The sequence below is a fragment of the Salinicola sp. RZ23 genome, from assembly GCF_003206675.1.
Lineage (GTDB): Bacteria > Pseudomonadota > Gammaproteobacteria > Pseudomonadales > Halomonadaceae > Salinicola > Salinicola endophyticus.
Genome location: NZ_PZJK01000017.1, coordinates 107,056 through 132,014, shown reverse-complemented (window position 1 = coordinate 132,014; position 24,959 = coordinate 107,056). Strand labels below are relative to the sequence as shown.

Genomic DNA, 24,959 nt, shown 5'->3' with positions numbered 1-24,959 from the left:
GGCACTCAGCGCGCGGCCGACGCCGTCCCGCGCACCATCGTCGCCACCGGCGGATATCGCTATACTGATGAATTTGCGAGGTCTTCACGCATGCGGTCAGTCAGCGGCGCAGGTCGAATGTGGCATCGCCTGAGTGGTGGCATCGTGCGCCGCTGGCTCGGCTTCCGGCTGATCGAACCCGACCCGGTGGAACTAGACCCCGAGCCGATCACGCTCTACGTTCTTCCGCACCCGTCGCTCAGCGACGAGCTCGCGGTGGCCCAATTGACCCGCAAGCTGGGCCTGCCCGACGCCGGCCGCCGGGTCGCACTGGGCGAGCTGACGCTGCCGAGCTGTTTGCCGCTGCCGCGTCTGCGGCGCACCTGGCGCGGCGTGAAGACCCAGGGCGCCGAGCCGCTGGGCCCGCTGCTGGCAGCACTCGAACAGGACCCCGAACTGGACGTGCAGCTGGTGCCGGTGAGCGTGTTCTGGAGCCGCGCCCCGGGCAAGGACTTCGGCTTCTGGAAGATGCTCGCCGCCGACGACTGGGCCTGGAGCGGTCGCCTGCGGCGGCTGCTGTCGCTGATCGTCAACGGTCGTCATCTGGAAGCCCACCTGGGCGAGCCGATTCGCCTGCGCCCGCTGCTCGACGATTCGCACACCCGGCTGACCCAGCGCACCCTCGCCCGCGTGCTACGGGTCCACTTTCGCCGCGTACGCGCCCGGGTGCTGGGCCCCGACATCTCGCACCGCCGCACCCTGGTGCGGGGCGTGGTGGGCAGCCCGGCGGTCCGCCAGGCAATCGACGAGGCGGCCTCTGCCAACCGCAGCAACGCGCTCAAGGAGCGCAAGCGCGCCGAGCGCTATGCGCGCGAGATCGCGTCAAACATGTCCTACCCGGTGCTGCGCTTTCTCTACGAACTGCTCAAACGGCTGTGGAACCGGCTCTACGACGGCGTCGATGTGCATGGCCTGGAGGCGGTCAAGGCGATCGCCGGCGAGCGCACCCTGATCTACGTGCCCTGCCATCGCAGCCATGTCGACTATCTGCTGCTCTCCTACGTGCTCTACCGGGAGGGGCTGATGCCACCGCACATCGCCGCCGGACGCAATCTCGACATGCCGCTGATCGGTCCGCTGCTGCGCCGTGGCGGTGCCTTCTTCATGCGCCGCAGCTTCAAGGACAACCGGCTCTACGCCGCGGTATTCAACGAATATCTGCACCGCCTGATCGCCCGCGGCCAGCCGGTCGAGTACTTCATCGAAGGCGGGCGCTCCCGTACCGGCCGCATGCTCGACCCGCGCCCCGGCATGCTGGCGATGACGCTGCGCTCGTTCGTGCGCGACGCCACCCGCGACGTCGCCTTCGTGCCGGTCTACATCGGCTACGAGAAGGTGCTCGAGAGCAACGCCTATCTGCGCGAGCTGCGCGGCGGCAGCAAGAAGAAGGAGTCGCCGCTGGATCTGATACATGTGCTGCGACATCTGCGCCAGCCGCACGGCCGGGTCGCGGTCAACGTCGGCGAGCCGCTGTCACTGACCGATTTCCTCGATGGCCTCGCCCCCGCCTGGCGCGCGGAGCGCGACCAGCCGCGCCCCGAGTGGCTCAAGCGCGCAGTGCCGCAACTGGGTCGCACGCTGGCCGAACGCATCAACGATGGCGCCACCGTCAACGCCGTCTCGCTGGTGGCGATGGCCCTGCTGGCGACGCCGCACCACACCATCGAATCTGACCTGCTGGCGCATCAGGTGGCGCTGCTGGTGCGGCTGCAACAGCGCGCACCCGGCAGCGCGCACTGCCGCCTGCCGGCGGGTGACGCCGCCGCCTGGATCGATCAGGTGGTCGCGCTCGGCTTCATCCAGCGCCGCCCCCAGGCGCTGGGCGAGCTGATCAGCGCCAGCCCCGAACAGGCCACGCTGCTCACCTGGTACCGCAACAACGTGCTGCACCTGTTCACCCACTTCGGGCTGGTGGCCTTCGCTTTCCGCAACAACGTGGCGTTCTGCCTCGACGAGCTGGATACCCTGCTGGCGCCGGCGTGGCCGCTGATCGCTCGCGAGCTCAATGCCCGCGAAGTGGCGGATCATCGTCAACACCTGGCGGCCACCCTCGACGCCCTGAGCGCCGAAGGGCTGCTCAAGCAGAGTGACAACGAGTGGCGCCGCCAGCCCGGTCACCTGGAAGCCAGCGAGCAGCTGCGTCTGCTCGGCCAGCCAGTGCAGCCGACACTCGAACGCACTTACCTGCTGCTGGCTTCGCTGCTGCGCTACCCGAGCGGTGAGCTGACCCGCGAGACGCTGGAGGAGCACAGCCGCCTGCTGGCCGAGCGGCTGACGCTACTGGCGGGTCTCAACGCGCCGGAGTTCTTCGACAAGCGGCTCTTCTCGGCGCTGCTGGAAACCCTGGAAGCGCAGGGATGGCTGCGTGTAGAGGAGGAGCGACTGCACTACGACGACGCCCTGATGCGCGCCCAGAAGCGTAGCCGCACCCTGTTCGATCCGGAGCTGCGCCATCGCCTGGTCCGCCTCACCCGGCAGTGAGCCGGGCCGGCCCCCTTCCGCTCACGCGCTCGTTTGGCTACGCCTTGAATACCCCATTCAAGAACCCACATGCCCTAAAGGATGCTTTCCCATTCAGGCCAGCACCGCGCCCCGCTCATAGGCGGCTGCGGCGGAGGCAGCTCCCCTGCCGCTGCACCAGTTTGCGATATGCACTCTTCACGGTGATGGCGCAGCATCGACTACCTCTGACGCGCAACCGCTAGCCTGATGAAGACAGTCGCCCTGCGGTGAGAAAGGTCGTGAAAAGGCGGCGCAAAAAGACGCCATAAAAGGCGTCGAATCCAGTCCGCGTCAGCCGTCGAAAATGCCCATGACAATCCAGGAAAAGCCTGCCTCAGCGCAGGGAAAGTCCCGGATGATAGGTGAATAACGCCCCCAATGGAGCAACGGCAGCGGTATGGCATTTGGCGGGTCGCGGTGTAGAGATCGATCACACCGGCGAAGCAGTCCAGCGGGGAGGAGATGCGAATTATCTAACAGAGAGATATGAAAAAGCCGGCCCAAGGGCCGGCTTCGTTCGAACGGGCGGCCGTGGCCGCCCGAGTCGGGTATCGCTTAGAAGCTGTAGACAGCACCCACAGCGACGCCGTTGCCCACGTCGTGGGTACGGTCGTACAGGGCGCCTTCAACGAAGGTGTACATCGCCGGCGAGATGTTGTAGGTCGCGCCGAGGATGAATTCGTTGAAGTTGTCGTCGCCAGCGTAGTTGCCAGCGCTGTCGACAGCACCACGGTTGGTGGCGATAGCAACGTTCTTGTCAGCGTCAACGTACTGGTAGGAACCGTAGAGGTCACCAGCGAAGTTGTCGGACAGAGCGTAGCCGTAGCGCGCACCGACGGCGTAGCGCATGATGTCGCCGCTTTCACCGTTGACCTTGAGGTCGCTGTCTTCGACCTTGGCTGCCAGACGCAGAGTGTCGATGGTGTACTGAGCGGTCACACCGTAAGCCTTGGCTTCGGAGTAGTCGCCAGTCGCATTGTTCTGCAGCTTGTAGTTGTTCAGGTCGTCGTAGACCGCGGCGACGGAGAACGCGCCCACGGCGTACTTCAGACCACCGAAGAACGAAGCGTTAGAACCGTTACGGTTCGTGTAACCGTTGACGTCGAAGTCGTTCTCGGCATCACCCTTGTACTGGGTACCGATGGCGAACTGCAGGCCAGCCCAGACCGGAGACATGTACTGGAACTTGTCGCCTTCACGGTCAACACGCTCTGCGGTGTTGTAACCGTAAAGACCACCCAGGTCACGAGTCGAGTCGGTGTTGTCGAAGTACTCGTTGTTGGAGATCGGATCCTGGACCCAGTCGTCGATCAGCGGATCCCAGGAACCCAGACGGGCGTCACCGAAGTTGCCCTTCAGACCCAGGTAAGCCTGGTCGCCGTTACCGAGGCCGTTGCTGATCTTCTCTTCGTCGGCGTGGTGCTCGAACTCAGCCTTGAAGTAGCCGGTCAGGCCCGGGTTGATGACGTGCTGGCCGGAGAAGCCGACGGTGGAGCCGTTGTCGAACAGCTCGTCTTCGGAGTCGGAGCCAGTGATACGGCCAGCACCGTTGTAGCTACCAGTCTCGATGGACTTGTAGGCGATCTGGATGTTGCCGTAGATGTCGAGCTGCGTGCCGTCCTGGTTGTAGACAGTCGCCGCCTGAGCCGCAGCGGAGGCGCCCAGGGCACCAGCAATAGCAGTCGCTAAGAGCGTCTTTTTCATCGCGATAGGTTCCTTAACTAGCTTACTGTTCGATCGTGTCTGCAGATGCAGTCGGCTTCGGTACCCTTCAACCAGCCTCGTCACGCGAACGAATGACGGCTGCGGAACTCTGAAGCCTTGTTATTGTCCAATGCTCGCCGAGAAACCATATACTGGACGTGTAGCGAACGCAACAAGAAAAAAACACTGTTTTCGTTGCTCGCCGCACCTTCCGTGGAGCCTCCGGCGCTCATGCTTTGCGTCATCATCGACGGCTGAGAGACGTCATTACGCTAACGCCGACCGATGTCATTTCAATGACATAGGCGCGACGCCTGGCGACTGACACATCATGCCGGGCGCACCATAGCGTCCGAATCGGCCTGGCAAAATACGACGAAAGTGCTATCGAGCGAAGAAAGGTGCGACGCCACGCCACGCAGCGTCGATGCCGTGACTGGGGCCAGAGCGGTGCCCAGAATCAGGCATCACGGCGGCCATGCTTGGCCAGCAGTTCGCCGATCTTGCGATCGAGCTTGTCGGCCCGCTGGCGCGTCTCCTTCACCTGCTGTTTCTTCTGCAACGCCTCCAGCTGGCGCTTGGCGTGCTTGGCCTCTTCAGCGCTGACCACGTCGCTGTCCGCCCCCTGCAGATCGACCCGACGCGCGCCCTCGCGCACCGACTTCAGATAGCGCGGCAGGTGCACATAGCAGGCCAGCGCCCGCCGCACCAGCTTCTCGGGCCAGGGCTCGCAAGCGCAGAGATCGAGATGGATCCCGGTCTTCAGCGGCCGAGTATGCCCCTTGAAGAAGGCCTGGGGGTAGCGCTTGTACCACTGGGCCAGCAGCGCGTGGGGCGAAGGCGCCTCATGTTCGGCGCCGAACGCCAGCGTGTTCTGGGCTGCACCGCCGTCTGCCGGCTCGGCGCCACCTGCGCCATCCGAAACTGCAGCGGCGTCGTCACTCGCCTGCGGCGGTGGCGTCGGGGAGGATGGCGAAGCGCTCGCCGCAGCGGGCTCCGAGGGGGGCGTGGCGTGAGACGCCGGCGCCTGCGGTGCCGCAGACATCTCCGGCGCAGCCCGCGCCTCCTGCTCAGCAGGCAGCTCGGGTGACACCGATGGCGTCGAAGTGAGGCGCTGCAGCGGCGAAGGACTGCGCCGCGGCGCCTCCTCGGCACCCTCTTCCCGCGCCCGTGAGCGCCGGAAGGCCAGACTGCCCAGCCCGCGCACCCGGCTGCCGCCATCGGGGTCTTCGGGGTGGACATGGCCGCCACTGATCATGGGGTCGAGTTCGGCCAGTGCCAGCAGGCGCTCCTTGAGCGCGCGATTTTCCGATGCGAGCGTCCTGCTGCGTTCCCGCTCGGCCTCCAGCGCTGCCTGGCTGGCATCGATCTTGCGCTCGATCTCCGCCAGCAGCGCCTGTGTTCGTTCCGTCAACACGGCCTGACTCCTCCCTCGCTTGTGCGGCGACCCGCGCGTCGGGCACGCAGGTCGTTCAAACCCAGCCAGAGCTTCCCGCCCGGCGGTAGTGGACAAAAGCATAATCCGGTTGACCCGGCTTGGCAGCCCCGGCCACACGCTCGATCTCCTGCCACTGGCCGTCCTCGAGCGTCGGAAAGTGCGCGTCGCCGTTCAGTGTGACCGCGACCTCGGTGAGATAGAGGTGCGATGCCAGCGGCAGCGCCTGGGCGTAGATCTCGCCCCCGCCCATCACCATGATCTCGTCGGCGCCATCGATCAACGCCTGCTGGTCGGCGAGCGCCAGCGCCGCGGCCAGATCGTGGCAGACTCGAACCCCCTCGTGTCGATAGCTCGGCGAGCGCGTGATCACGATATTTAACCGACCCGGCAGCGGCCGCCCGATCGATTCGAAGGTCTTGCGCCCCATGACCAGCGGCTTGCCCAGCGTCAGCGCCTTGAAGTGCTTGAGATCCTCGGGCAGGTACCAGGGCAGCTGGTTGTCCACGCCGATGACGCGATTCTGCGATAGTGCCGCGATCATCGCCACCGGGGTATCGAGTTCTACGTGCGAAGCGCTGCTGGGGGTCGAATCACTCATACGGCGATGGGCGCCTTGATCGCCGGGTGGGAGTGGTAGTCTTCGATCGCGATATCGTCGAACCGGAATGCGAACAGGTCATCGATTTCGGGGTTGAGCCTGAGTCTCGGCAGCGGCAGCGGCTCGCGGCTCAACTGCAGCCGGGCCTGATCGAGATGATTGAGATAGAGATGCGCATCACCCAGGGTGTGCACGAACTCCCCCGGCTCGAGGCCGCAGATCTGCGCCACCATGTGCGTGAGCAGCGCGTAACTGGCGATATTGAAGGGCACGCCGAGGAAGATATCGGCGCTGCGCTGATAGAGCTGGCACGACAGCCGCCCCTCGGCGACATAGAACTGGAACAGCGCATGGCACGGCGGCAGCGCCATCTCGTCGACCAGCGCCGGATTCCATGCCGAGACGATATGCCGACGGGAGTCGGGATGGCGGCGGATCTGCGCCACCACCTTGGCGATCTGGTCGATCGATTCACCGTCAGGCGCCGGCCAGCTACGCCACTGGTAACCGTAGACCGGTCCCAGATCACCATTGGCATCCGCCCACTCGTCCCAGATGGTGACGTTGTGCTGATGCAGATAGGCGATATTGGTGTCGCCACGCAGAAACCACAAAAGCTCGTGGATGATCGAGCGCAGATGCAGCTTCTTGGTCGTCACCAGCGGAAACCCCTGGCTCAGATCGAAGCGCATCTGATGACCGAAGACGCTCAGCGTACCGACACCGGTGCGGTCGGCTTTCTCGATGCCGCTATCCAGCACCCGTTGCATCAGATCGAGATAAGGCCGCATTGGGCTGGCACTCCTTCACTAGCTAGCAGCGCCGCAGACCGATGACGCAGTCCAGGCGGCGCTTGAAATCACATGTCTCCAGCGCATCGAGCGCTTCACCAAGCCGGCATCGCTACCTTGCGCGCTCAACCGGCCGCGGAGTCGGCGCGGGCATCGTCGACCGCATTGCGGCGAGACCATACCACCAGCGCCACGCCGGCCAGGATCATCGGCAGCGACAACAGCTGCCCCATGGTCAACCAGCCGAAGGCGATGAAGCCGAGCTGCGGGTCCGGCTGACGGAAGAACTCGGACAGAAAGCGGAAGCAGCCGTAACAGACCAGGAAGAGCCCGGAAACGAAACCGCGCCGGCGTGGGGTCAGCGATACCAGCCAGAGAATGGTGAACAGTACCACACCCTCAAGGAAGAACTGATATAGCGATGACGGATGCCGCCCCTGCCCACCCATTCCGGGGAACACCATGGCCCAGGGTACATCGGTGACACGGCCGGGCAGCTCGTGATTGATGAAGTTGCCGATACGTCCCGCCCCCAGTCCGATCGGCACCAGCGGCGCGACGAAATCGGTGAGCTGGAAGAAGGCCAGCCCGTGCTTGCGGGCAAACAGCAGCGAGGCGATCAGCACCCCGATCAGACCACCATGGAAGCTCATGCCGCCGTCCCAGATCTGGAACAGCCATAGCGGATTCTCGATCAGGCGGTCGAGCCCGTAGAACAGCGCATAACCCAGGCGCCCGCCCAGCACCACGCCCAGCGCACCGTAGAACAGCATGTCGCCGATATCATCGGGCTTGAGTCCTAATCGCGCGGCACGCAAACGCCCCAGCCACCAGGCGCCGACGAAGCCAACGACGTACATCAGTCCGTACCAGTGCACCTTGAGAGGCCCCAGCGAGACGGCGATGGGATCGATATCGGGATAGGCCAGCATGCGCGCTCCTTCGGCAGCGGGGGTCGAGATCGTCGGTCAGCCCAGCATCAGCTTGAACCCGACCACGATCAGCAGGAGGGCAAAGATACGTCGCAGCACCTTGGCAGGCAATGCATGGGCGACTTTCACCCCCACTCGAGCCATCGGCACGCTGGTCACCATCAGGCCGAGAAACGCCGGCCACATCACGAAACCGGTCGCGCCGCTCGGCAGCCCGGCCTCGCCCCAGCCCACCACGACATTGGTCACCGTACCGATCAGCGCGATCGGCAGACCAATGGCGGCGGAGGTGCCGACCGCCTCGGTCATGCGCTGGGTGAAGCGCGACAGCCACGGCACCGACATCACGCCGCCGCCGACCCCGAACAGCGTCGAGACGCCACCGATCACCGCCCCCGCCGCCGCCATCGGCCAACGCTGGGGCTGACGCCCCTGGGTGGCCGGCGGACGCGACAGCAGCATCTTCAGCGCCATGATCAGGGCAAAGACGCCAAACAGCCGCGTCAGCGCCGCCCCGGGCAGCGCCGAGGCCAGCAGCACACCGAGGATACCGCCGACCAGGAGCCCCGGGATCATCAGTCGCAGCCAGTCGCGGCGCACGCTACCTCGGCGCCAGTGCCCCCAGGCCGAGGAGGCGCCGGTAACGACGATGGTCGCCAGCGAGGTCCCCACCGCCAGATGGGCGGTCACCGCCGGGTCGACCTGCTGGGCCAGAAAGGTGAAGACCAGCGCCGGCACCATCACGATGCCGCCACCGATACCGAAGATGCCCGCCAGCAGCCCGGCGATGGCGCCCACCAGCAGATAGATGACCACCGCGGTCAGCATCGCGCTACCCCGCGGCCAGACAGCGAAGAGGTGATCTCGCCGGGAAGCGCTACCAGCGCCGGGTCTCGAAACATGCGGGTGATCCTTGGGTATGAAATCCAGGGGCGGGAAGTGAATAGCCTGCTCAGAGGGTGTTTACAAATTCGGCGAGCGAAGGCAAGACAAGGCGAAATCGGCCGAAAAAGCGGAGTTTACAGGGGGTAAATGAGCATTTTGAGGTCGATTTCAACGCCGTATTGTCGAGCGCAGACATTTTGTAAGCACCCTCTCATGGTACGCTGCCAGCCTGCCGCTGTCATGGCTGCCACTATCGGGGCTGCCGCCTGCCACCACTCACCCTGCTGGAGCCTCACCATGTGTCTGATCGTCTTCGACTGGCAGCCGGATAGCGACCAGCCGCTGCGTCTCGCCGCCAACCGCGACGAGTTCCACGCCCGCCCCAGCGCCGCCCTGCATCACTGGCAGGATGCACCGCTGCTCGGTGGCCGCGATCTCGAGGGCGGCGGCACCTGGCTGGCCGCCGCCCCCGGTGGGCGCTTCGCCGCCCTGACCAATGTCCGCGATGGCCACATGGCGACACCCGAGAACGCGCCCAGCCGCGGACATCTGGTGACCGCCGCCCTGCAGGCGACCGAGCCGCAACGCTGGCTCCAGGCGCTGGCCAGCGCCGGCACCCGGCGCTATGCCGGCTTCAATCTGCTGCTGTGTCAGGGCGAGCGGCTCTGGGTACTCCACCATGGCCGCGACGCGACCACCCTCGACGAGGTCGCACCCGGCCTCCATGGGCTCTCCAACGCCGCGCTGAACACCCCCTGGCCCAAGCTGGTGCGGGCGCGGAAGGCACTGCGACAGGCACTCGACGGCAGCGACTGGCAAGCCTCGATGTGGCAGGCCATGAATGACGACCGCCCCGCCACCGATACCGAGCTGCCCGACACCGGCGTCGGCTTGGCGACCGAACGCCGACTGTCGCCGATCTTCATCGTTGGGGAAACGTACGGTACCCGAGCTACCACTCTGGTGAGCGCGGCGGCGCATGGCGCTATCACGATTTCGGAGCGTAGCTACGCTGCCATGGGAGTGCCGCTGGGAGAGCGCGTGAACGAGTCGACGTCGGCTTAGCGCCAGAGCTCAGTCCTGGGGCGGTAGCAGGTGCGCGATCTGCCAGTCCGACAGCCGCTGACGCAAATGCGCACGCACCGCCGCGGTGGTCGGCAGGCCCAGCGTCTCCTGCACCAGCGCCTTGGCATCGTCGAGACTGACCCGACGGATGGCCGCCCGCACCCGCGGCAGGCTCGGCGCATTCATCGATAGCGCGTCGAAGCCCATGCCCATCAGCAGCAGCGCCCCGGCGGGGTCCCCCGCCAGCTCGCCGCACACCGAAGCCGGCACCTCGAGGGCCTGACTCTCCGTGGCGAGCCGCGACAGCGCATTGAGCACCGCCGGATGGCAGGCGTCGTAGAGACTGGCGACACGCGCATTGTTGCGGTCCACCGCCAGCAGATACTGGGTCAGATCGTTGCTGCCGATGGAGAAGAAGTCGACCCGCTCGGCCAGAGCCGGGAGCTGATAGAGCGTTGCCGGCACCTCGATCATTGCCCCGACCTTGGGCGAGGCCACCTCGATCCCATCCTCGGCCAGCTCCTGACGCGCCCGCGACAGCAGGCGCAGTGCCGTGTCCACCTCATCGACGCTGGTGATCATCGGCAGCAGGATGCGCAGATTGTCGAGCCCGCGCGAGGCCATCAGCATGGCGCGCAGCTGCACCATCAGCACTTCCGGGTGATCCAGCGTCACCCGGATACCGCGCCAGCCGAGGAAGGGGTTGGCCTCGTTGATCGGGAAATAGGGCAGATCCTTGTCGCCGCCGATATCGAGGGTGCGCATCACCACCGGCAGCGGCGCGAAGCTCGACAACTGCTCGTGATAGAGACGGGTCTGCTCCTGCTCGCTGGGGAAGCGCTCGTTCATCATGAACGGCACTTCGGTGCGGTAGAGCCCCACCCCACTGACCCGCGACTTGAGCTGTGCCACCGCATCCACCGCGAGCCCGGTATTGACCATCAGCGGCATGGCGTGGCCGTCCGGAGTCTGACTGGGCAGGTGCTGCTCGTGCTCGAGCACTTCGGCGAGCGCCCGCTCCTCCTTGATCAGCCGCGCGTAGCGCTGCGCCAGCTGCGGATCCGGGCGCACGAAGAGCCGTCCGCGGTGGCCGTCGAGAATCGCCTTGGCACCGTTGATCCGCGGCAGCGGCAGATCGACCATCCCCAGTACCGTAGGGATGCCCATCGCCCGTGCCAGGATCGCCACGTGGGAGTTGCTCGAACCGCGCACCGAGACCAGCGCCGCCAGGCGATCCTTGGGCACCTCGCCCAGGGTCGCGGCGCTGATCTCGTCGCCGACCAGAATGGTGTTCTCGGGGTAGGTGGAGGCGGTCCGCTCGCTGCCCTCCTGCAGATGCGCCAGCACCCGCCGGCCCAGATCGCGGATATCGGCGGCGCGCTCGCGCAGGTAGCCGTCATCGACCCGCTCCAGATACTGGGTATGGCGCCGGACCACGTCGGCCAGCGCCCCCGGGGCCCACTGCCCCTCGCGGATGCGCTTCTCGACCTCGTTACCCAGCGCCGCGTCGCCCAGCATCTGCTGATAGACATCGAACAGCGCCAGCTCCTGGGCCGAAATGCGGCTGGCCAGACGCGCCCCGGCTTCACGAATCTCCTCGCGTACATGGGCGATCGCCGCCTGCAGATGGGCGACTTCGGCCTCGGGGTCGGTGGGAATCAGGTCGGGGACGCTGTCGAGATCGGCCGGCGGGGCGATCACCACGATCTCGCCGATCGCCATGCCCGGCGAGCCCGGTGCCCCGGAGAACATCGCCTGGCCGTCGGGCTCGGCGCGGCGATTGAGCGCGCCGGATACCAGGGCATGCGCCAGCACCCCGGCGAGCTGCGCCGCCATGGTCACCAGGAAGGCCTCGTCACCCTCGTCGAAGCGACGTTTCTCCTGCTGCTGCACCACCAGCACGCCGAGCATGCGGCGCTGGTGGATGATCGGCACCCCGAGGAAACTGGAGAAGCGCTCCTCGCCGGTCTCGGCGAAGTAGCGAAAGTGCGGGTGTGCCGGGGCATCCTCGAGATTGAGCGGCTCTTCGCGCTGCCCCACCAGCCCCACCAGACCCTCGCCCAAGCCCAACGCCACCACGCCCACCGCCTGGGTGCGCAGGCCGATGGTATCCATCAGCACCAGCCGCTCGCGCTCACGATCGAACAGATAGACCGAGCAGACGTCAGTACGCATCGCCTTGCGGATGCGCCGCACCATGGTGGCGAGCGCGGCATCCAGGCTGCGGGCGCCGTTGACTTCCTGAACGATGCGGCGAAGGGTATCGAGCATGGGCCTTTTTCTTGTCTGCGAGGCGATCCTCGTGGTGGCATCGGGACGGCCCGCTAGCGCCGGGCCGCCATGGTGTTCGCGCGGGCTGACCCGCCGGTGCGGGTTACCCTTTCAGGTCACCTCCGTTTGGGTCACCTCACCTTTCAGGTCACCTCCTCCAGCGCCAGACGATGAAAGTCCGGGGCCAGTTCGCGCAGGGCACGGCGGTAGACCTCGCGCTTGAACGAGACAACCTGCCCCAGAGGATACCAGTAACTGACCCAGCGCCAGCCGTCGAATTCCGGTTTGGGCGTGCTGTCGACGCAGACTCGGCTGTCATGGCAGCGGATCTTCAGCAGAAACCACTTCTGCTTCTGGCCGATGCACAGCGGTTTCGAGTGCGTTCGCACCATGCGCCGTGGGAGTCGGTAACGTAGCCATCCTCGCGTACAGGCCACCACATCGACATCATGGGACTTCAACCCAATCTCCTCCTCCAGCTCACGGAAGAGTGCCTGTTGCGGTGACTCATGGGCCTTGATACCGCCTTGCGGAAATTGCCACGCTTCTTGACCCGCCCGACGCGCCCAGAGCAGTTGGCCGTCACAGTTGGCAATGATGATGCCAACGTTCGGCCGAAAGCCATCGGCGTCTATCACGGAGTTCACCTTAACTCAATTGTCGTTGAAACCATTCTTCCACAAAGCGAGAAAGCGCATCAATAAGCTTACCGGGCAAAAGCCCTGGCCACCGTCCTGGCACCGACCGCCAGCGGTGCCCCGGCGCCCGGCCCCGGCATGGGCAAGCGCGGAGGAGTTTGCGATACTGCCCGGCGTCGCCATCGCGACCCGACCGCCATTCCATCGCCACACCATCGCGACTTACCGGGAGCCAACCTTGAGTCTGGCCATTTTCGATCTCGACAACACCTTGATCAGCTGCGACAGCGACCACGCCTGGGGAGAGTTCCTCATCGAACAGGGCGCGGTCGACGGCGACGCCTACCGCCAGGCCAATGATCAGTACCTGCGGGACTATCAAGCGGGCCAGCTCGATATCATGGCCTACCTGGCGATGGCGCTCGAACCGCTGACCCGGCACAGCGAGGAGCAGCTCAACGCCTGGCACCAGCAGTTCATGGCCTGCAAGATCGAACCCCATGTACTGCCGCAGGCCGAGGAGCTGCTCGCCTGGCACCGGCAACGCGGCGACCATCTGCTGATCATCACCGCCACCAACCGCTTCATCACCGGCCCCATCGCCCGGCGCCTGGGCGTCGACGACCTGATCGCGATCGAACCCGAACGCGACGGCAAGCGTTACACCGGCCGCGTGGCCGGCGTCCCCAGCTATCGTGAGGGCAAGGTGACCCGGCTCGAACAGTGGCTGGAGAGCCAACCCGCGCTGACCCTGGATGATGCCTGGTTCTACAGCGACTCGATCAATGATCGCTTTCTGCTCGAGAAGGTCCCCAATCCGGTCGCGGTCGACCCCGACGACGCCCTGCGTCGCCTCGCCGAAGAGCATGGCTGGCGGGTGATCACGCTGCGCGGCTGAGACCGTCGAACCGGCGCACATCGGCACCACGGTCCGTGCTTTGGTCAGCGGTATGGGATCGGAGAGCATGGGCCGGCAGGAGATGCCGGTGCGCCGGGGGGAGGGCCGGAGGGGTGAGAGCCGGAGGAGAGAAACGGCCGTGAAAACCCGTCACCGGCAGAGACCCGCGAGCGGGGGCGCCACACGCCGCGGGCGTGTGGCAGGCTGCGAGGGCGGTGGCGCGACTCAGGAGGAGACGGGGTGCGCCTGGCGTGGGCCTGTCTTGTCGGCGGCCGGCGCGTGCACCGCGTGGACCCGGCTGATCAGCTGATCCTCGAGGCCGAAACGCTCCACCAGCCCCGACCCCAGACGCTCCAGCCACGCCGGCAGGCGTGCGGTATGGTGCTGGCAGCGCGCGGGGGTGGCGTAATCGTTGTCGAAATCGAGAACCAGTTGGGTCGAACTCTCGACCCGTTCCAGCAGGTCATCGGCCAGCGCCAGCGCCTCGCGGTCGTCGAAGGCCCGTGCCTCCTCGCGCAGCTGCGGGTAGATCTCGAAGTGGCCGGCGCTGATGTAGTCCATCAGCGCCTCGCTGAAGGCATCGATGCGCGCCTTGGTGACCGCGTCGAGGTCGCTCTCGCACACCTCACGCAGGTCGACCAGGGTCACCAGCATGTCGTAGCGCTGCTCCAGCCAGCGATCGATCAGCGAATGGACCCCACCCCAGCGCTCCTGTGCCGTCTTGCAGTGCTCCAGCATGTGTTCTCTCCTGGTGCGGTGTCTCACGAATATCCGTTGGCCCTATCAGCGCCTGGCATGATCGGCGCGTCTGGCCGTGGCAATCTACGCTCAGGCCGCGGCCGCCGGTTGCGCCGCCGCGCTGCCCCGAAGCCGGGTGACGATCAGTGCCAGAGGTACCAGCGCCATGATCGCAAAGCCCAGCAAGGTCCACTGCGGCAGGGTCACGCCCCACAGCGACCCTTCCACCACGGCACACTCGCCGGAACCGGAGAGCACGCGGGACATTACGTCCCACAGCGGCAGCGCGCCGAGCATGTAGTCTAAGCCAGGTCCACAGCTCGGCACACTATCCGGAGGTAGCGTCTGCAGCCATACGTGGCGTCCGGCGACGATGATGCCGCCAGCCGCCGCGAGCAGCGCCAGCACGCCGTAGACGAGCCCGCCGCGGCGCCGCGGATTGTGCAGGAGCCCCACCAAAAAGACACAGCCGGCAATGATCACCGCCACGCGCTGAAAGATGCACAGCGGGCAGGGCTCCAGGCCCACGCCATACTGCAGGTAGAGCGCCACCGCCATCATCAGGCAGCACATCGCCAGGCCCAGTCCACACCACTGGCGCACGCTCGCCTGCGCCGCCCACTGCTTGATCTGCATAGTCTCGATGTCCTTTATCCATCCTGCTCGCGCTCGACGCCACCCGACGCGCGCGCCAGGCCTTATGGACTCACGCCGCCGGGCGCGGTTCCCGTGCGCGGGCGAAATAATCGGCGATGAACTGGGCGAACGAGACCTGGTCCTCGGCTTCGATGTCGTGCTGCTGCTGATGGGAGGTCTCTACCAGCTCGTCGAACAGCGATGCCCTTGCTGCGTCCATCGGCGTCGTGCGCCACGCTTCGGCCTGACGCCGCGCCAGATCGGTCATGAAGTCGGCCCACTCACCGCCGTGTGCCTGCAGTTCGCGCAGCATACGCGCCGAGGGAGTCGACTCGGGATCGTCGAGCCGGGTCGCCAGCGAATCGACCGCGGCCAGATGCAGATCCGACCCTTCGATGGCATCGAGCAGCGTTGCGACCTGACGCATCCCGGCGATGATCTCGTGACCCCGCTCGGCCAGCGCTACCTGGCGCTCACCTACCTGCAGTCGCAGCGCCGGGTCGCGGCCGCGTTCGACCACCAGGCGACGATTGTCGTCGAGGCGGTCGCACTCCTCATCGGGGATCCACGGGCTCTCGGAGAGCAGACACCAGAGCAGGAAGGTATCGATGAAGCGCATCTGCGGCTCGTCGATGCCCAGCGGCAGGAAGGGGTTGAGATCGAGACAGCGCACCTCGATGTACTCCACCCCGCGCGCTTCCAGCGCCTGGGTCGGCGTCTCGTCGTGACGCGCCACCCGCTTGGGGCGAATATCGCTGTAGTACTCGTTCTCGATCTGCAGGATGCTGGCGCTCAGCTGGTGCCACTCACCGCCCTCCTCGACCCCCATTCGCTGGTAGTCCGGCCACTCGGTGGAGATCGCGTGGCGCAGCGTACCGACATAGTTGGAGAGCGAGTTGAAGCAGATCTTGAGCTGCGACTGCACCTTGTTCTGGTAACCCAGATCGGACATGCGCAGGCTGGTGGCATAGGGTGCGTAGAGCGTCTCGCCGTCCCCCTGCCAGGGCTTCAGCTTGTCGCAGCGCCCATCCAGTCCGGCGGCGCCGAGGAAACTGCGGTCCAGCGCCGGCGAGGCGCCGAACAGATAGAGCAGCAGCCAGCTGTTGCGGCGGAAGTTGCGGATCAGGTCGAAGTAGCGCGCCGAGCGATACCCCTTGGGCGACTCCGCCTCGCGCCCCTCCAGCGACTGCAGCAGCGGCCAGATGTCCTCCGGCAGCGAGACGTTGTAGTGGATCCCGGCGATCGACTGCATGATGCGGCCGTAGCGCAGATCCAGTCCCTTGCGATAGACGTGCTTCATGGTGCCGACGTTGGAGGTGCCGTAGTCGGCGATCGGAATGCTCTCGTTGCCCGCCAGGCGCGACGGCATGCTCGCCGGCCAGACCCACTCCTCGCCCAGGTGGCGATAGCTGAAGCGCAGCAGGTCGCCGAGAAACGCCAGCGCATCCGCCGGCCGGCAGTAGACCGGGGTGATGTACTCGAGCAGCGCTTCCGAATAGTCGGTGGTGATATGCGGATGGGTCAGCTTGGAGCCCAGCGCGTAGGGGTGCGGCGTGGGCACGATACGGCCTTCGCCATCGACCCGCAGCCCCTCTTTCTCGATGCCTCGCCGCAGACGACCAAGCAATCCTTTGCGTGCCGGCGTCATCAGCCGGTCGACGTTCGTGGCGAGTTGATCAGACACGCGCAACACCTTCATCCGATGGGGAGAGACGCCTCTCCCGTTGTCCGTGCACCGCTGCCGGCGGCCATCAAAGGCCGCCGGCAGCGATACGTCGCGAGCAAAACCCCATTATGGAGTCGGCGATAGCGCTTTCAAGGCTAACGAAACACTGCATAACGGTCTGCGCGCGCGCATGGCTGCGTTGCGCAGCGCCCGAAGCTCGCCTAATCCTATGCCAACGACTTCGTCAGCGACGCTTCTGCGCTTTCAGCAGCGCCTCGCCCAGCGCGCCCATGCTCGGGTTCTGACCCTGCCCCTGACCGCCGCCCCGGCCGCTGCGCTGCGGATTGCCGCGCTGGCGCTGCTCGCCGCGCCCGCCGCCAGGCTGTCGTTCGCGCTTGGCGCCGGGCTCGTCGCCGAGGCGCATCGACAGCCCGATCCGCTGACGCTGCAGGTCCACTTCCATCACCTTGACCTTGACGATATCGCCGGCCTTGACCACCTGGCGCGGGTCCTCGACGAACTTCTCGGCCAGCGCCGAGATATGCACCAGGCCATCCTGGTGTACGCCGACATCGACGAAGGCGCCGAAGTGGGTGACATTGGTGACCACGCCCTCCAGCAGCATGCCCGGCTCGAGGTCGGAGAGCTTCTCCACCCCCTCACGGAAGCTGGCCGCCTTGAACTCGGGACGCGGGTCACGCCCCGGCTTGTCGAGCTCCTTGAGGATGTCGATCACCGTCGGCACGCCGAAGTGGTCGTCGACGTAGTCAGCGGGCTTGAGCGATTTGAGATACTGGCTGTCGCCGACCAGCCCGGCGAGCTGGCGGCCGTTGCGTTCGGCAATGCGCGCCACCAGCGGGTACGCCTCCGGGTGCACCGCGCTGGCATCCAACGGATTGTCGCCGCCCATGATGCGCAGGAAGCCGGCGCACTGCTCGAAGGTCTTGGGCCCCAGGCGCTCGACCTCGAGCAGCTCGCGCCGGCTGCGGAACGGGCCCTCGCGGTCACGCCGCGCGACGATGTTCTCGGCGAGCATCGGGCTCAGGCCGGAGACCCGAGACAGCAGCGCGCTGGAGGCCATGTTGAGATCCACGCCGACGGCGTTGACGCAATCCTCGACCACCGCCTCCAGGCTGCGCGATAGCCGCAGTTGAGAGACATCGTGCTGGTACTGGCCGACCCCGATCGACTTGGGATCGATCTTGACCAGCTCCGCCAGCGGGTCCTGAAGCCGGCGCGCGATCGACACCGCGCCGCGGATCGAGACGTCCAGCGCCGGAAACTCCTTGGACGCCAACTCCGACGCGGAGTAGACCGAGGCCCCGGCCTCGCTGACCATGACCTTGGCCAGCGGCCGCGGCGCCACGCGCTTGACCAGCTCGGCCGCCAGCTTGTCGGTCTCGCGGCTGGCGGTGCCGTTACCGATCGCCACCAGCGCCACGTCGTGACGTTCGACCAGCTGGGCGAGGGTCGCCAGCGCCGCATCCCACTGTTTCTGCGGCGCATGCGGATAGACCACCGCGTGCTCGAGAAACCGCCCGGTGGCATCCACCACCGCCACCTTGCAGCCGGTGCGCAAGCCCGGATCGAGGGCCAGCGTCGCCTTGGGGCCAGCCGGTGAGGCCAGCAGCAGATCCTTGAGATTGCCGGCGAACACCTCGATCGCCTCCTGCTCGGCGCCCTCACGCAGACGCCCCATCAGCTCGGTCTCGAGATGGGTGTAGAGCTTGACCCGCCAGGTCCAGCGCACCACCTCCCGCAGCCAGCGCGAGGCCGGCAGTTCGGCCCCTAGATCGATACCCACCTGACGGGCGATCGCTACCTCTGCCGGATGGATCGGCGCCTCGTCCTCCCCCGGCATCACCAGCGACAGCGCCAGCACGCCCTCGTTGCGCCCGCGGAACATGGCCAGCGCGCGGTGCGACGGCGTCTTGGCCAGCCCTTCATCGTGCTCGAAGTAGTCGGAGAACTTGGCCCCCTCCTGCTCCTTGCCCTTGACCACCCGCGCACGCAGCTGACCCTCCTCCCACAGCCGCTCGCGCAGGCGGCCGACCAGCTCGGCCTCCTCGCTGAAGCGCTCCATCAGGATCTGCTTGGCGCCGTCGAGCGCCGCCTTGGCATCCTCGATGCCGCGCGTCTCGCCGGTGGCGCCATCGACATAGGCCGCCGCCTCGGCTTCCGGAGTCAGGCCGGGCTCGGCCAGCAGACGCTCCGCCAGCGGTTCGAGCCCTGCCTCGCGGGCGATCTGCGCCTTGGTGCGGCGCTTCTTGCGATACGGCAGATAGAGATCTTCCAGACGCTGCTTGGTGGTCGCCGCCATCAGCTCGCCGTGCAGCTCGGGGGTCATCTGCCCCTGCTCCTCGATCGCCTGAACGATGGCGCTACGGCGATCTTCCATCTCGCGCAGATAACGCAGCCGCTCCTCCAGGGTGCGCAGCTGGCCATCGTCGAGTCCGCCGGTGGCCTCCTTGCGATAGCGCGCCACGAACGGCACCGTGGCGCCGCCGTCGAGCAGTTCGACGGCGGCGGCGACCTGCTGCGGTCGGACACCGAGTTCTTCGGCGATGGCGGAGACGATTGCAGTTTGCATCTTGGACATGAATCACATCACGGCTGAAAAGATCGCGCCAAGGTAGCACACAGCCGCCGGCGGCTCCTACTGCGCGCCGCCGTGCACGGACCGATGCGCGCCAGCCTCCGGAGCCCCGGAGATGGCCACCCGCGCCAGGGAATGGCCAGCAATGCGAAGGGGATGGCCATGGCCATCCCCTTCGATACGTCGACAGCCGACCGCGGGCGCGGCCGGCGAAGTCTCACAGGGCTTGCGGCCCGGCCGCCACGATCATCGGATCGACGCCATCGAACTTGTCGAAGTTGCGGGTGAACTTGTCGATCAGCGCATTCATCTGGGCCTGGTAGGCCGCCGTATCGGACCACGCCTCGCGGGGGTCGAGCAGCTTGGCGTCGACGCCGGCCACCGCCACCGGTACCTCTAGGTTGAGACCCTCGATGTGGCGCGTCTCGACATCGCGCAGTGCACCGCTCTGGATCGCCCCGATCACCGCCCGGGTGGTGGGAATGCTGAAGCGACTGCCGCCCTGACCGTAGGCACCGCCGCTCCAACCGGTGTTGACCAGATAGACGTGCGAGCCGAAGGCCTCGATACGCTTGACTAGCAGTTCGGCGTACTCATGCGCCGGGCGCGGGAAGAACGGCGCGCCGAAGCAGGTGGAGAAGGTCGCTTCGAGCTGGCTGGTGGAGCCCATCTCGGTGGAACCGACCTTGGCCGTGTAGCCGGAGAGGAAGTGGTAGGCAGCGGCTTCCTTGGAGAGCAGCGACACCGGCGGCAGCACGCCGCTCATGTCGCAGGTCAGGAAGACGATGGCGCTGGGCTCGCCGGCGCGGTTGGCCAGCACCCGCTTGTCGACGAACTCCAGCGGATAGGCGGCACGCCCGTTCTGGGTCAGGCTGACATCGGCGTAATCGGGGACCCGCGCCGCATCCAGCTTGACGTTCTCGAGCACACTGCCGAAACGGATCGCATCCCAGATGATCGGCTCGTTCTGACGCGACAGATCGATGGTCTTGGCGTAGCAGCCACCTTCGAAGTTGAACACCGTGCCCTCGCCCCAGCCGTGCTCGTCGTCACCGATCAGATAGCGCTCGGGGTCGGCGGAGAGGGTCGTCTTGCCGGTGCCGGAGAGTCCGAAGAACAGCGTGGTCTCGCCATCTTCACCGACGTTGGCGCTGCAGTGCATCGGCAGCACGTCCTGTGCCGGCAGCAGGAAGTTCTGGACCGAGAACATCGCCTTCTTCATCTCGCCGGCATAGCGCATGCCCGCCACCAGCACCTTGCGCTGGGCGAAGTTGATCATCACCGTGGCTTCGGAGCGGGTGCCGTCACGGCCCGGTTCACAGACGAAGCCGGGGGCACTCATCAGCGTCCACTCCGGCTTGTCCGCCGCGTGGGTCTCGGCCACGTCGCTCTCGGGGCGCACGAACAGGTTGCGGCAGTAGAGAGATTGCCACGCCAGTTCGGTCACCACGCGTACCGGCAGGTAGTGCTGCGGATCGGCGCCGACATGCAGCGACGAGACGAAACGCTCGCGCGCGGCCAGATACGCTTCGACCCGCCCCCACAGGGCGTCGAACACCTCACCCCCGACCGGACGGTTGACAGCCCCCCACTCGATCATCGACGAGGTCGAGGGCTCGTCGACGATGAAGCGATCGAGGGTCGAACGCCCCGTGCGCGCGCCGGTCTCCACGACCAAGGCGCCGTTGGCGGCCAGCACCCCCTCGCCGCGCACCAGGGCAGATTCGACCAGCGCGGCCACGGAGAGGTCGACATGTGCCTGGGGGGAGGTTGCGTCCTGGGCTGCCTGGCGGGGGGCTTGAGAGGTGGTCATTATCCAGTCCTGGGCTCTGAGGCCTTCGTCGTCACGTTTCACGGCAAGAAGCCCGCGACAGCAGTGGATCGTGACTCTGCCCCGGCATGCCGGACCTGGAGTCACGCTTCACCACGCTACGTTAACGACGCTGGTCACGGAGATCGGCGACTTCAACGCTCGGCGGGCGCAAAAAGGAGCGCCATTATGGCAAAAAGCGCCCGGGGCGCAAATCGCCCCGGGCGCACGTCAATTCGCCTTTGATCGCAGGCTTTGAGTCGCGGATCAGTGCACGGTGGGCGGTGGCGCCTGGGGTGACTCGATGATCGCCTCGACGTCGGCGGCGCTGAAGTGGTAACGGGTATGACAAAAATGGCACTGGGTCTCGACCGCGCGCTCCTGCTCGAGGATCTCGCGCAGCTCATCGGCACCCAGCGTGTGCAGGGCATTGGCCACCCGCTCGCGCGAGCAGGTGCAGCCGAACGCCAGCGCCTTGGGCGTGAAGACCCGGGTGGTCTCCTCGTGGAATAGCCGGTAGAGCACTTCCTGGCGCCCGAGACCCAGCAGCTCCTCGGCGGTGATGGTCGAAGCCAGGTGTACCACCCGATCCCAGGCATCCGGGTCCTTGTTCGAATGATCATCGGGCAGTTGCTGCAGCAGTAGACCCGCGCTGCGCGAGCCGTCGGCGCTCAGCCACAGCCGCGTGGCAAGCTGCTCGGACTGGCTGAAGTAAGCCTCGAGACAGCCCGCCAGATCGGCGTGCTCGAGCGCGACGATCCCCTGATAGCGCTGCCCCTCCTTGGGGTCGAGGGTGATCACGATCTGCCCCTCGCCGACCAGCTCGCGCAGGCTGGCGGCGGGGTCGAAGTCCCGCGCTTCATCGAAGCGGGCGATACCGCGCAGCTCGCCACCCGGGTTGGACTCCGCCATCAGCACCTCGACGCCCTGGCGCCCGCGCACCTCGAGACTGACAGTGCCATCGAGCTTGACCGTCTCGGTCAGCAGCGCCACCGCGCTGAGCAGCTCGCCCATCAGGCGCGAAATCGCCGCCGGGTAGTCATGACGGGCCAACACCTCGCCGTAGGCCGCCTGCAGCTGGACGATCTCGCCACGCACATTGGTGTCGTCGAATAAAAACCGCTGAATCTGATCACTCATCGCTGAAATCTCTTGCCGGGGACCGCGACGGGTCCCGCCAGAACGGAAATCGGAACAGGCTGCCGGCATCGCGTGGCGGCCATCACAGGCGCACCCACGCAGGCCGACAACCGGGGAAGAAAGGCCAAGGCATCAGGAAGCGACGGCCACAGGAAACCGTCCGCTGACCTGTCTCACTCCTCGGTACGCTGGCGCTGGAAGCGCTGGATATTGCGTCGCTCGCGCTTGTCGGGGCGCTTGATGGGGGGCTGCATGGCCTGGTTGGCCAGCTTGCGCTGCTGGGCCTCGCTCTCGCGACGAGCCACGCTGGCCTCGGTCTCGCGGTAGAGCAGTCGCGCTTCGGGGGCTCCGCGACGCTGATCCGACAGCGCCTCCACCGTCACCTCGAGGGTGTCCCAGCCCTGCGGGACCTCGAGCCGCGCGCCGAGTTCGACCTGCTTGCTGGTCTTGACCCGCTGGCCGTCGTAGCGAATCTTGCCGCCCTCGATCGCCTTCTTCGCCAGCTGACGCGTCTTGAAGAAGCGCGCCGCCCAAAGCCACTTGTCGATTCGAACCGTTGACGTCATTGGTCTCTCTCCTCGATCGACTCTAGGTGGGGTCAGGCAGGCACCGCTTCAACCCTGGTACCTGGCGCTATCGGCACGCGCCGAGAACGGGTTTCCAAGGCGTGCCGCCCTGATTATTGTACGCTGAGTACCTGCCCTTTGACCTGGAGGCCGCATGGCGCCCACCGACTTTCCGCCGACTCCCCCCGCCAAGCCCAGCATACTGGCGCGCCGAGAGGTGGCCAGCAGCCAGCTGTTCGCGATCGAATCGCTCGATCTACGCTTCTCCAACGGCGCCGAGCGCACCTTCGAACGGCTCAAGGGCAAGGGGCGTGGCGCGGTCATGATCATCGCCATGCCGGACCCGGATCACGTCCTGCTGATCCACGAGTATGCCGCCGGTTTCGACGACTATGCGCTCACCTTGCCCAAGGGGCTGGTCGACCCGGGCGAGGACATCGTGACCGCCGCCAATCGCGAGCTGATGGAGGAGTGCGGCATGGGTGCCAGGCGCATCGAGCCGCTGATCGAACTGTCGCTGGCGCCCAACTACATGGATCACCGCATGCAGGTGATGCTGGCCAGCGACCTCTACCCCAAGCGCCTGGCCGGCGACGAGCCGGAACCCCTGGCGGTGGAGGCGTTTCCCATCGAGGATATCTCGAGCCTCCTGGCGCGCGAGGATTTTCATGAGGCACGGGCCATCGCCGCGCTGTTCATCGCCCGTGACAAGCTGCGCAGCGAGCGCGATAGCGAGAGCTGGTGGTAAGTCAGCCAGAGACCGGGGGATCTCCCTCCTCGCGCCTTCCGTGTGACACCGCCCCTGGACGCAGAAAGCCACCCGTCAATGGCCGGGTGGCTTGCTCTGCGAGGCCGCGGCCATGCCGTTCAGGCCACCGAACACGCGACCACTCACTCCACCGCGCCCTTCATGGCGCCCCTTGCCGCGCTCTTCCTCTTGCGCCTTCTTCCGCGCTCTCCCTTGCGCCCTCTTCCGCGCAGGCCCGATAGCAGGCGATAAAGCGACTGGCAGCCGGCGACAGCGCCCGATCGCGCCGCCACAGCAGTTCGAAGGGCGGGTTCTGGGTCAGCACCTGATAGTCGATGCGTGAGATCGCGCCCCGCGCCACCGGGTCGCGGGCGATCCGCTCCGGCAGCAGCGCCAGCACGCCGTCGTCGCGTTCGAGCATCGCCAGGATGGCGTAGGTCGAGGAGATCTCGAGCGACTTGACCGGCTGCGCCAGCCCCGCCGCCACGAACTCCTGCTCGAGCAGGCGTGGCATGCTCACCGGATAGACGATCCAGGGCTGCGCGGCCAGATGGGCAAAGTCGGGCTGCACCTCGCTGGCCAGCGCATGACGCGGGTTGGCCACCACCCACAGCGGCTCGGGAAAGCTCCCCTGACGATGGTAGTCCGCCGGCTGGCGGCCGAAGTGGGAGCGGCACAGCGCCACGTCCAGCCGCCCCTGATCGAGCAGACGCAAAAGCCCCTCGCTGGTGTCCTCGACGATCTCCAGTGACAGCGACGGCTGCTCGGCGCGCACCCGCGCAATCGCATCGACCAGGGTAGCGATCGCGCCCATGGTGCCGCCCACCGCCAGATGCCCGCCATAGCCCTGCTGAATGCCGATCATCTCCTCGCGCAGATGGGCGACGTCGGTCTGGATCAACCGGGCATAACGCACCAGGCAGCGGCCCATGTCGGTCGCCTCCAGTCCGCGCGCGCTGCGCACGAAGAGCGTGGTGCCGAGCGTCGCCTCGATCTCGCTGAGCGCGCGGGTGGCGCCCGGCTGGGAGATCGCCACCCGCTCCGCCGCCTTGTGTATCGATCCGCACTCGTCCAGTGCCATCAGTAGCCGCAGCTGGCGCAGGCGCAGGCGCGACATCAGCTCGTCCAGGGTGGGCGTCATGGGTTCCCCTTGCGTTGTGGATCCGCGCCGGCCGCGCGCTCGCCGGCTAAAGGACCGCGCCGCCATGCCTGATAGGCATCCGCCCCCGCGCAGCACGCCAGGGTGTCTACGCAAAGTCGGCGAGCACAGGCAGTTCTCGTACCAAAGCCTAAGACTT

At 66.4% G+C, this 24,959-nt stretch carries 20 protein-coding genes; 4 read left to right on the top strand and 16 right to left on the bottom strand.

The genetic code is table 11. The annotated features are described in order from the left end of the window. The first annotated feature begins 117 nt into the window (after positions 1–117). Complete coding sequence (gene plsB, locus DOM67_RS17535) at positions 118–2,520, top strand: glycerol-3-phosphate 1-O-acyltransferase PlsB (RefSeq protein ID WP_198651853.1); 2,403 nt, start codon at positions 118–120, stop codon at positions 2,518–2,520. Between the two features lie 576 nt (positions 2,521–3,096). Here the strand turns inward: plsB and DOM67_RS17530 are convergent. The 6 genes from DOM67_RS17530 to DOM67_RS17505 all read right to left on the bottom strand — a co-directional run bounded on the left by DOM67_RS17530 (position 3,097) and on the right by DOM67_RS17505 (position 8,832). Further along, positions 3,097–4,245, bottom strand: a complete 1,149-nt coding sequence (locus tag DOM67_RS17530) for a porin (protein WP_110678298.1) — start codon at positions 4,243–4,245, stop codon at positions 3,097–3,099. 460 nt (positions 4,246–4,705) lie between these two features. After that, positions 4,706–5,662 carry a ProQ/FINO family protein gene (locus DOM67_RS20185; protein WP_232825305.1) on the bottom strand — a complete coding sequence of 319 codons (957 nt, stop codon included), beginning with the start codon at positions 5,660–5,662 and terminating at the stop codon, positions 4,706–4,708. 55 nt (positions 5,663–5,717) lie between these two features. Further along, a complete protein-coding gene (locus DOM67_RS17520; protein ID WP_110678296.1) occupies positions 5,718–6,281 on the bottom strand; it encodes a dihydrofolate reductase in 564 nt (187 codons plus the stop codon). Then, positions 6,278–7,072: a thymidylate synthase gene (locus DOM67_RS17515; RefSeq protein ID WP_110678294.1), complete on the bottom strand. Its 795-nt coding sequence runs from the start codon at positions 7,070–7,072 to the stop codon at positions 6,278–6,280. Before DOM67_RS17515 ends, DOM67_RS17520 begins: the two co-directional genes overlap by 4 nt. Before the next feature lie 125 nt (positions 7,073–7,197). Further along, positions 7,198–8,004, bottom strand: coding sequence for a prolipoprotein diacylglyceryl transferase (gene lgt, locus DOM67_RS17510; RefSeq protein WP_110678292.1), 807 nt, complete (start codon positions 8,002–8,004; stop codon positions 7,198–7,200). A gap of 36 nt (positions 8,005–8,040) precedes the next feature. Beyond that, positions 8,041–8,832 (bottom strand): sulfite exporter TauE/SafE family protein, encoded by a 792-nt coding sequence (locus DOM67_RS17505; RefSeq protein ID WP_110678290.1) that lies wholly within the window; start codon positions 8,830–8,832, stop codon positions 8,041–8,043. A 354-nt stretch (positions 8,833–9,186) separates the two neighbouring features. On the opposite strand from DOM67_RS17505, the gene DOM67_RS17495 reads away from it, so the two are divergent. Further along, on the top strand, positions 9,187–9,954 hold the full coding sequence (locus DOM67_RS17495; protein WP_110678289.1) for an NRDE family protein: 768 nt from the start codon (positions 9,187–9,189) through the stop codon (positions 9,952–9,954). Positions 9,955–9,963: 9 nt separating this feature from the next. On the opposite strand, the gene ptsP is transcribed toward DOM67_RS17495, so the two are convergent. Further along, positions 9,964–12,225, bottom strand: a complete 2,262-nt coding sequence (gene ptsP / locus DOM67_RS17490; protein ID WP_110678287.1) for a phosphoenolpyruvate--protein phosphotransferase — start codon at positions 12,223–12,225, stop codon at positions 9,964–9,966. A 143-nt stretch (positions 12,226–12,368) separates the two neighbouring features. Next, positions 12,369–12,863, bottom strand: coding sequence for an RNA pyrophosphohydrolase (locus tag DOM67_RS17485; RefSeq protein WP_110678415.1), 495 nt, complete (start codon positions 12,861–12,863; stop codon positions 12,369–12,371). Between the two features lie 238 nt (positions 12,864–13,101). Here DOM67_RS17485 and DOM67_RS17480 point away from each other — a divergent pair, with 238 nt between their 5' ends. Then, entirely contained in the window at positions 13,102–13,761 is a 660-nt protein-coding gene (locus DOM67_RS17480; RefSeq protein ID WP_110678286.1) for an HAD family hydrolase, read from the top strand. Between the two features lie 225 nt (positions 13,762–13,986). On the opposite strand, the gene rsd is transcribed toward DOM67_RS17480, so the two are convergent. From rsd to DOM67_RS17445, 7 genes are all read right to left on the bottom strand, one after another. Then, complete coding sequence (rsd, locus tag DOM67_RS17475; protein ID WP_110678284.1) at positions 13,987–14,499, bottom strand: sigma D regulator; 513 nt, start codon at positions 14,497–14,499, stop codon at positions 13,987–13,989. Positions 14,500–14,589: 90 nt separating this feature from the next. Then, positions 14,590–15,135: a disulfide bond formation protein B gene (locus tag DOM67_RS17470; protein ID WP_110678282.1), complete on the bottom strand. Its 546-nt coding sequence runs from the start codon at positions 15,133–15,135 to the stop codon at positions 14,590–14,592. Between the two features lie 70 nt (positions 15,136–15,205). Further along, on the bottom strand, positions 15,206–16,834 hold the full coding sequence (gshA, locus tag DOM67_RS17465; protein WP_110678280.1) for a glutamate--cysteine ligase: 1,629 nt from the start codon (positions 16,832–16,834) through the stop codon (positions 15,206–15,208). Positions 16,835–17,045: 211 nt separating this feature from the next. Beyond that, complete coding sequence (locus DOM67_RS17460) at positions 17,046–19,400, bottom strand: Tex family protein (protein ID WP_198651852.1); 2,355 nt, start codon at positions 19,398–19,400, stop codon at positions 17,046–17,048. Positions 19,401–19,614: 214 nt separating this feature from the next. Continuing rightward, a complete protein-coding gene (locus DOM67_RS17455; RefSeq protein WP_110678279.1) occupies positions 19,615–21,210 on the bottom strand; it encodes a phosphoenolpyruvate carboxykinase in 1,596 nt (531 codons plus the stop codon). Between the two features lie 264 nt (positions 21,211–21,474). Beyond that, positions 21,475–22,347 (bottom strand): Hsp33 family molecular chaperone HslO, encoded by an 873-nt coding sequence (gene hslO / locus DOM67_RS17450; protein ID WP_110678277.1) that lies wholly within the window; start codon positions 22,345–22,347, stop codon positions 21,475–21,477. Between the two features lie 173 nt (positions 22,348–22,520). Further along, complete coding sequence (locus DOM67_RS17445; RefSeq protein ID WP_110678275.1) at positions 22,521–22,913, bottom strand: S4 domain-containing protein; 393 nt, start codon at positions 22,911–22,913, stop codon at positions 22,521–22,523. Between the two features lie 154 nt (positions 22,914–23,067). On the opposite strand from DOM67_RS17445, the gene nudE reads away from it, so the two are divergent. Further along, positions 23,068–23,661, top strand: a complete 594-nt coding sequence (gene nudE, locus DOM67_RS17440; protein ID WP_110678272.1) for an ADP compounds hydrolase NudE — start codon at positions 23,068–23,070, stop codon at positions 23,659–23,661. Positions 23,662–23,821: 160 nt separating this feature from the next. On the opposite strand, the gene DOM67_RS17435 is transcribed toward nudE, so the two are convergent. Next, on the bottom strand, positions 23,822–24,802 hold the full coding sequence (locus tag DOM67_RS17435; RefSeq protein ID WP_110678270.1) for a LysR family transcriptional regulator: 981 nt from the start codon (positions 24,800–24,802) through the stop codon (positions 23,822–23,824). Positions 24,803–24,959 lie beyond the last annotated feature (157 nt).